At 58.8% G+C, this 8,514-nt stretch carries 3 protein-coding genes; all 3 read right to left on the bottom strand.

Annotated features, from left to right (window positions below):
• Positions 1 to 350: 350 nt before the first annotated feature.
• On the bottom strand, positions 351 to 1,133 hold the full coding sequence (locus tag IQ260_RS22970) for a thioesterase II family protein (RefSeq protein WP_193995416.1): 783 nt from the start codon (positions 1,131 to 1,133) through the stop codon (positions 351 to 353).
• Between the two features lie 18 nt (positions 1,134 to 1,151).
• Positions 1,152 to 5,723 (bottom strand): type I polyketide synthase, encoded by a 4,572-nt coding sequence (locus IQ260_RS22965; protein WP_193995415.1) that lies wholly within the window; start codon positions 5,721 to 5,723, stop codon positions 1,152 to 1,154.
• 151 nt (positions 5,724 to 5,874) lie between these two features.
• The coding region (locus IQ260_RS22960) for a non-ribosomal peptide synthetase (protein WP_193995414.1) at positions 5,875 to 8,514 on the bottom strand (2,640 nt) is incomplete at its 5' end.

The raw sequence follows: 8,514 nt of genomic DNA, 5'->3' as shown, positions 1-8,514 counted from the left end.
GCTCTAGCGGACTAGTTTGGAAAAGATATGCTCCCTGGACGCCTGCTTTCTTGGCTGCACGAAAAAGGTGCTCAGTCAGTGGTTCCTGCGAAGACTCGCTGGTAGCACGATAATTTTGTGACTGGGCATATCCAAGTTCATCTAAGAGTCGATTCAGATTCAGAAAAGCACCCCCAACTCAGGCTAAAGCTTTGACTTTATAGGTATTACAGCTTCATAGCGCAAAAAATTGACTTAAAGTTATACCTAGCAGTTTAGTACATAAGATCTTTCTTTGAAAGCTCCTACTTTTGAGTAGTTGCTTTACTGCAGCGATTCAGTGCAAAGCATGTGGCCTGTTGAGTAGTTGCCTACTTAAGCAACTTGGAGTTAGCCATATCTAGTCCCATTAGGCTAATCCTCAAGTGATTGAGTAATGAGGCCTGTTCTGAGTGAATAAAAAAGTGTTTGCCTGGTAGTACGTGTCGGGTGAACTTGGCCTGGGTCTGTGCTCTCCAAGCCCGCAAACGACCTCTCTGTGTAGTCGGATCTTGGGTGCCCCCAAAGGCGGTAATGGGACAGGGTAGGGGCGGCTCTGGCGTATAGCTGTAGGTCTCACACAGGGTAAAATCAGCCCGTAGCACTGGCAACAGCATCGCCATAAACTCTTCACTGTTTAGCACCGCTGGTGGGGTGCCCTGCAGACGGGTGAGTTTCTCTCGGAAGGCCTGTTCAGGCAGATTGTGTACCGGCTCTTCAGGGTCGGGGAGCTGGGGGGCACGGTGCCCAGACACATAAAGATGGCTGGGCATCGGCAGATTGTGGCGGCGGCAATAGCGGGCCAGCTCAAAACTGATCAAAGCTCCCATGCTGTGGCCAAAGAATACAAAAGGGCGATCGCAAAGGGGCTGAATCACCTGGGAGATAGTTTCTAAAATCGTGTCCCAATTCTGTATGGGCGGTTCCGTGAGGCGCATCCCATGCCCCGGCAGTTCGAGGGCACACACTTCAACATTGTCCGGTAGGGACTGGCTCCAGGTTTGAAAAATGCGGGCACTGCCACCGGCATAGGGCAGACAAAAACAGCGCAGGGACGCATTGGGATTGGGGATGCCGCGTCGAAGCCAGCGGCTGGTGTCAGGGGTGGTAATCATAGCGGAGATGGGTAGAAACTAAGTTAGGTTTGGCAATTGGGAAAATTGGTGGAGCAGTTCATCCACCTTGGATTCGGGTAGCTGATCGAGCTGATCTAGTAGCTGCTGGATTTCTGAGGTTTCAAATCTGGGTAGGGGTGCGATCGCATCCACCACCGGCTGATTCTCACTCTGGTACTCGACAATCGCCCGAGCAAGACCGACCACCGTCGGTTGGTCAAACAAGCAGCGCAGGGGAATATCCACCTGAAACTGCTGACGCAGATGAACCATAATCTGGGTGGCCAGCAGGGAATGCCCCCCCAGTTCAAAAAAGCTGTCATCAATGCCAATGGGCCGAATGCCTAAAAATGACTCCCAAATCTCCACCACCTGCTGTTCTAGGGGAGTGGTGGCCGCCTGATAGTCATCGGCTAGGGCCGGGCGATCGTATTGGGGACGGTTGGCCTGGTCGGTGGAAGTTGTCGGCGCTGGCTGCCACTGCTGCTGACGCGCCGTTAGGTCCCCCGTGGAGACAATCATTTGGGGCACGGTGGCATAGGCAAACAGCCGCTGCCAAACGGCGCTGCCCTCCGCTGGTGTGAGGGCAAAGTCGGCCATGGTCTGCCCCAGCTCTGGATGCTCGTCCGGTTGAAAACGCCAGCCATCCCAGTTGATGCTCATCCAGGGGAAGGAAGCCTGGGACCGCTGCTGGGCAAAGGCATCCATAAAGTAGTTGGCGGCGCTGTAGGCAGCAAACCCCAGACCGCCTAAGACTGAGGCCAGCGAAGAGCAGAGCAGTCCGAAGTCTAGGGATTTGCCTTCTAGGGCCGCCGCCAGGTTTTGCAGCCCGATCACTTTGGCTTGAAACTGTTGCTCGAGTTCAGCACTGCCCGTCTCTGCAATCATGCGAAAGGCTTGCTCACCGACGGCACCAGCGGCGTGAATGACGCCGTTGATGGGGCCAAACTGGGCTTCGGTTTTTGCGATCGCACCCCCCAGCTGTGCCGCATCAGCCACATCGGCTGCGAGTATCAGCACCTCCACCCCAGCCGCTTCCATGGCCTGAATCTGGCGAATTTTTTCGCAGATCGGATCGGTGGGCGCATTCTCTAAATAAGCGGACCACTGCTCGCGCTCGGGCAGACTGCGCCGACTCAGCAGGGCAACCTTGGCCTGCCAGGGAGCCAGGGACGCGGCCAGTGTCAGACCCACATTTCCCAAACCACCGGTAATGAAATAAACACCCCGTTGGCGCAGCAGTGCTGGCTCTGCCTCCGGTAGGGGCATGGGGGCAAATCGCTGTACCCACCGCAGCCCGTGGCGATAGGCCACTGTGGGTTCAACTGGCTCAGACTCAGCAGCCAGCTCTGCCAGCAGCGCGTCCGTGGGGCTATCGGCATCCACCGGCCAGTCCACCAAACGGCTGGTGATTTGCCGATATTCCTGGGGAATCACAGTGCAGGGGCCAAGAATGGTGGCATGGGCCGGGGACAGGGGTTCAGTGCCGGTGACGTTCAAAATATTGGCGGCCAGCACCGTTAGCCGCAGGGCATGGTGCCAACCACACTGGGCCAATGCCTGGGTCAAATACAGCAAACTCTGGCAGCCCTGGGCCTGAATCTCATCAAAGTCAGTCGCTGCGGCCAGACTCCAACCGTGCAGAATTTCGGTGGGCCGGTGGTCCCCCAACGCATTGAGCAGGGCTCGATAGTCTTCCGGGCGGTGGGGATTGACCGTAAAGGTGTGCTGATCTAAGCGACTAAAGCTGTCTCCAGGGTGTACGGTGACGGCGGCATGGACCACGGATAACCGCTGGGCAATTTCCTGGCTGCGGGCGGTGTCATCCACAAACAGCAGCCAGGCCGCTTCGGATGGGGTGGCCTTTACCGCCGGGCTTAGGTGAGAACGCTGCCACTCCGGTAGATAAAACCAGTCGGCCAGATCGGGCTTTTTCTGTAGGACGGGCTGGGGGGTCAAGGGCCGAGCCTCAACCCAGTAGCGCTGCCGCTCAAAGGGATAGGTGGGCAAAGGTACACGCCGTCGCTGCTCATGGGCATAAAAGCCCTGCCAGTTAATGAAAACATTGGCGAGCCACAGCTGCCCCACCGCCGATAGCAAACAGGCGAGATCCGGCTGAGAATCTCTGGGGTGCCGCAGGGATGGAATGATCGCTGGCGTTTTTAGGCCATGCTGACGAGCCAGGGTGGTTAACGTTTGGCCTGGCCCCACTTCTAGCAGCAGCGACCGGTCATTATTGAGGGCTTCCAGACCGGCGCGAAACTGCACCGGCTGCCGCAGATGCTGCACCCAGTAGTCTGGATCGGGGGCTTGCTCGGGGGTAATCCAGGTGCCAGTCAGGTTGGAGACCCACAGTTTTTTGGGGGGATGAAGCGCAAGTTGTCTGAGCTGTTGACGAAACGGTTCTAAAACACCGGCCATCAGCGGTGAATGGAAGGCATGGGAGGTTTTAAGTAACCGGCAAGGAATGTCCTGGGCCTCTAGCTGCTGCTGGTAGAGGGCGATGGCCGGGATGGGACCGGCCACGACGCACAGTTCGGGGGCATTGTCCGCTGCTAAAACCAGATCCTCAGGCAGCTGGGTCTGGCGGGCGGGTTGGGCCACGCTCAGCATGGCTCCCTCTGGCTGCTGGGCCATGAGCCGTCCGCGCAGCGCCACCAGGGGCAGCATGGTGTCTAAATCCGCCACACCTGCCAGACAGGCAGCGACATATTCCCCGAGACTATGGCCGATGAAGGCCTTGGGGATAACGCCCCACGCTTGCCACAGCTGGGCCAGGGCATATTCCACCAAAAAGAGGGCAGGCTGGGCGATGTCGGTGCGGCGAATCAGCTCCGTTGCTTGGGACATCTGGCCATCGTCTGGATAGAGGATCTGTCGAAGATCTAGATTTAGGTGAGACTGCAGCAGCTCGGCACCGCGATCAATCACCTGGCGGAAGCTGGGCTCCGTTTCGTACAGCTGTTGCCCCATGCCCACGTGCTGGGCTCCTTGACCCGGCAGCAGAAACACTACCTGGGGGACGGTGTCAGGGGCGGTGTTGGATTTTAATCGCTGGGATGTTGCACCATTGAGGGCGGTGAGGGCATCGGTGCGATCGCAACACACCAGCATCCGCCGCTGGGCAAAATTCTGCCGCCCCACCTGCAGGGTATAGGCCGCATCGGCCAAATCCGCTTCTTCTAGGGCAGTACCCAAATTCTGCGTAGCTGCGTCCAGGGCCGTCTCGGTTTTAGCCGACCACAGCAACAGCTGCCAGGGCCGCGAGGCACTAGTCGCCGCCACCGGAGGCGCTTCTTCTACAATCACATGGGCGTTGGTGCCCCCCATGCCAAAGGAGCTAACCCCCGCTCGCCTGGGGCTATCGGTCTGCTCGGGCCAGGGCTGCAGCCGATCATTGACGTAAAACGGGCTGTGTTTGAAGTCAATTTGTGGGTTAGCCGACTCAAAATGCAAACTGGGGGGAATCTGCCGCTGCTGTAGCGACAGTAAGGTTTTGATCAGCCCTGCTACCCCTGCCGCTGCATCCAGGTGACCAATATTTGTCTTCACCGACCCCAGGGCACAGTAGCCCCGCTGCGCCGTCTGAAACGCCTGGGTCAGGGCGGCCACTTCTATGGGGTCACCCAAAATTGTCCCCGTGCCGTGGGCCTCAATATATTGAATGCTCTCAGGCTCCACCTCCGCCACCTGCTGGGCCATCCGAATCACCGTCGCCTGCCCCTCAATGCGGGGAGCCGTGTAGCTCATTTTGGCGGAGCCATCGTTGTTGATGGCGGACCCCTTAATCACGCCATGGATCGTATCGCGATCCGCCAGGGCATCCTCCAGACGCTTAAGCACCAGCATCCCGGCCCCGCTGCCCCCCACCGTCCCCTTGGCACTGGCATCAAAGGCGCGGCAGTGCCCGTCCGGCGAGGAAATGCCCCCCTCCTGATAGACATATCCCCCCTTCAGCGGCATCCGAATCGAAACGCCTCCGGCCAGTGCCAAATCGCATTCCCCACTGAGCAATGCCTGGTTCGCCAGGTGCACCGCCACCAGAGCCGTAGAACAGGCCGTTTGCACATTCACACTTGGCCCCTGCAAATTCATCAAATAGGAGGCCCGCGTCGTCAGAAACTCCCGACCATTGCCCAGCACCAGGGGAAACTGCCCCACGGTCTGCATCAGATGGGGGTTGCTGTAGAGATTAAATAAATAGCTGCTCAGGGTGGCCCCGCCGTATACGCCAATCGCTCCCCCAAACCGTTGAGGGTCATATCCAGCGGTTTCTAAGGCAGCCCAGGCCGTTTCTAAAAACACCCGCTGTTGGGGGTCAAGAATTTCGGCATCACGGGGGCTGAGGCCAAAGAACCCGGCATCAAATACATCGGCATTTTCGAGAATGGCGCGGGCTTTGACATAGTTGGGCTGCCTCACCGTGGCCGCTTCGATGCCGGCATCCAGCAGTTCCTCCTCCGAAAAGAAGGAGACCGATTCCACACCGTTTTGTAGATTGTGCCAAAAATCGGCCAGGGTGGGGGCACCGGGAAAGCGACCGGCCATCCCAATAACGGCGGTTTCTAAGCCCGTGTAGTGAGTCGTCATGGTGAGGGGGAAATGGTGGTATCAACTTGAGCTAGTAAGTTTTGGCTAGGGGTGAGTTCGGAAGTCGGAAGTCGGAAGTCGGAAAGGGGAAATTCCGAACTCCGTACCGTTAGGTCGTCCAGAGGACTTATTCCGAACTCCGAATTCAGCCCTAGCGAGTACCAGACGGCTGGCGGCGCTGCCGCTGTTGCTGCAGCCGTGATTTTCCTTGCTGCCTTTGCTGGGGGGCGTTTGCTGGCTTCGGGGCGGCTTCGGCCTGGACGCCAAGGAATTCAGCAAAGTCATGCACCGTGGGATACCGGAACAGATCCATCAGCTCAAACGACGTCTTTAGCTCTGTCTGCAGCCGGTGATGCAGCTGCATCAGTCCCAGGGAATCCCCCCCCAGGTCAAAGAAGCTGTCGTGGATGCCCACGGTGTCCAGCTGCAGCAGCTCCTGCCAAATGCGCACAATTGTTTGCTCTTGATCCGATTGGGGACCGGCATAGGCAATGGGTAAAGCTGGGCGCTCGCTACTGGGGGCAGGCAGCTGCCGTCGGTCAAGTTTGCCGTTGGGCGTTAGGGGAAAAGCGGTTAGCGTCACAATGGCGGCTGGCACCATGTAGTCTGGCAGTCTGCTCTTTAGCCACTGACGCAGCTCGCCATCGCTGAGGGGCTGGTCGCGATAGACCGTGTAGGCCACTAACCTCGGCGGACCATTACGCAGCAGCACTGCCGCTTCTCGCATGGCCGGATGCTGGTTGAGTACCGCCTCAATTTCCCCTAGCTCAATGCGAAACCCGCGCAGCTTGACCTGGTTGTCCAAGCGACCGATGTAGTCGAGGTCGCCGTCGGACCGCCACCGCACCTGATCGCCGGTTTTGTACATCGTCCCTAAGTGCGGATCAAACGGATTTTCCAGAAAGCGCTCTGCCGTTAGCTCCGGGCGGTTTAGATAGCCCAGGGCCACCCCGGCTCCGGAGACGTACAGCTCTCCGGGCACCCCTACCGGTACCATTTGACGGTGCTGATCTAGCACGTAGAGGGCCAAGTCAGGAATGGGGCCACCAATCATACTAGTGGAGGCAAGGGCATCGCGCTCACGCAGGGGTCGATAGGTGACATGCACCGTCGTTTCGGTGATACCGTACATGTTGACTAGCTGAGGTTTGCGATCGCCATGGCGCTCAAACCAGGGTTTTAGGCTAGGCAGTTCCAGGGCTTCCCCACCGAAAACCACCCATTTAAGCGCTAGCGGAGCCTGGGCCGCTTCATCTACGGCCATGAGTTGACGGAATGCCGTGGGCGTCTGGGTGAGCACCGTCGCCCCGGTCTGCTGCAAACACTGATAAAACGCCTGGGGAGAACGGCTCACCTCATAGGGCACAATCACCAGCTGGCCGCCATGGAGCAGGGCTCCCCACATTTCCCAAACCGCCAGGTCAAAGGCAAAGGAGTGGAACAACGGCCAAATATCCCCATGGGAAAACTGAAACCAGTGCTGCGTGGCCGTAAACAGGCGCACCACCTCGCCGTGGCGCACCATCACACCTTTGGGTTTGCCGGTGGAGCCGGAGGTGTAGATCACGTAGGCCAGGTGTTCTGGCTGGGGAGTCGGCAGCTGCCGCTGGCTGGACTGCTGATTAATCACCTCAGCATCGCGGTCTATGCAGACACTGGCCTCAGGCGCTAACCCTAGCCGCTCGGCCTCCGCCTCCTGGGTGACGACGAGGGCAGGCTCCGCATTGGTCAAAATCCAGCGCAGACGCCCGGTGGGGTAGCTGGGGTCGAGGGGTACATAGGCACCCCCGGCTTTGAGAATACCGAGGGCGGCCACAATTAAATCTAAACTCCGAGGCAGACAAAGCCCTACTCGGGTTTCGGCGGTCACCCCCTGCTGGGAAAGATATTGGGCCAGCTGGGTGGAGCGCTGATCAAGGTCTCGATACGTCATTTGACGATCGCCCTCCTGGAGGGCTACGGCTGCAGGACGCTGCTCCAGGTGGAGCCTAAAGTGCTCGATCAGCCCTGGCTGTACTGGGAAACTGCCCTGGGCCTGCCCCCAGCTGAGCAGCTGCGATCGCTCCGCCGCCGTCATCCAGGGAACCGTTCCCAGGGACGTTGCCCCGTGCTGAGGCATCGCCTCCAGCATGCAGGCCAGATGTCCCAACAGCCGCTCGATACTGTCGGCTGCAAACCGCTGGGGGTCGTATAGCCCTTGCAGCAACAGACCGCCTGGGGCTGCCGCCGGATCGGTCAGGGCCACAATCGTTAAAGGATAGTGGGTGCGCTCGGTGGTGTAGATATCGCTGATGCGGGCCTGCTGTGTAGCGGTTGACTCCTGGGAGACGGCCTCTAGCTCTGGATCCACCGGATAATTTTCAAACACCACAATACTGTCAAACAGGGCGGAGCCAGGGGGCACCTCACTCCAGCGCTGCACCTGTATCAGCGGGCTGTATTCATACTGTCGCAGGCTGGCCTGCTGTGTCTGAATGGACTGCAGCCAGGGCACCAGGGGCTGCTCGATATCCACCGATACACGGGCGGGCAGCGTGTTGATAAACACCCCAACCATGGCCTCCGCCCCGGCTAAATCCGGTGGACGTCCGGCGGATGTCACGCCAAAGACCACATCGGTTTCGCCGCTGTAGCGGCTAAGCAAAATGCCCCAGGCCCCCTGCACCAGGGTATTTAAGGTGAGCTGATGTTGGCGGGCAAAGGTTTTAAGCGTCTGGGTGAGTTCGGGGCTGAGCAGATGGGTGGCATTGGCGATGTCTGATCCGGGCTCCTTTTGGGTGCGGGTAATGCC

Origin of the sequence: Leptolyngbya cf. ectocarpi LEGE 11479 (assembly GCF_015207065.1) — a bacterium.
GTDB classification, from domain to species: domain Bacteria; phylum Cyanobacteriota; class Cyanobacteriia; order Phormidesmidales; family Phormidesmidaceae; genus Leptothoe; species Leptothoe ectocarpi.
Note: the sequence above shows the minus strand (reverse complement) of the source record. Positions and strands in the feature narration are given on the sequence as shown.

Coding starts and splice junctions, on each gene's coding strand:
- IQ260_RS22970 (WP_193995416.1), bottom strand. CDS start 1,133: ATGATTACCACCCCTGACACCAGCCGCTGGCTTCGACGCGGCATCCCC.
- IQ260_RS22965 (WP_193995415.1), bottom strand. CDS start 5,723: ATGACGACTCACTACACGGGCTTAGAAACCGCCGTTATTGGGATGGCC.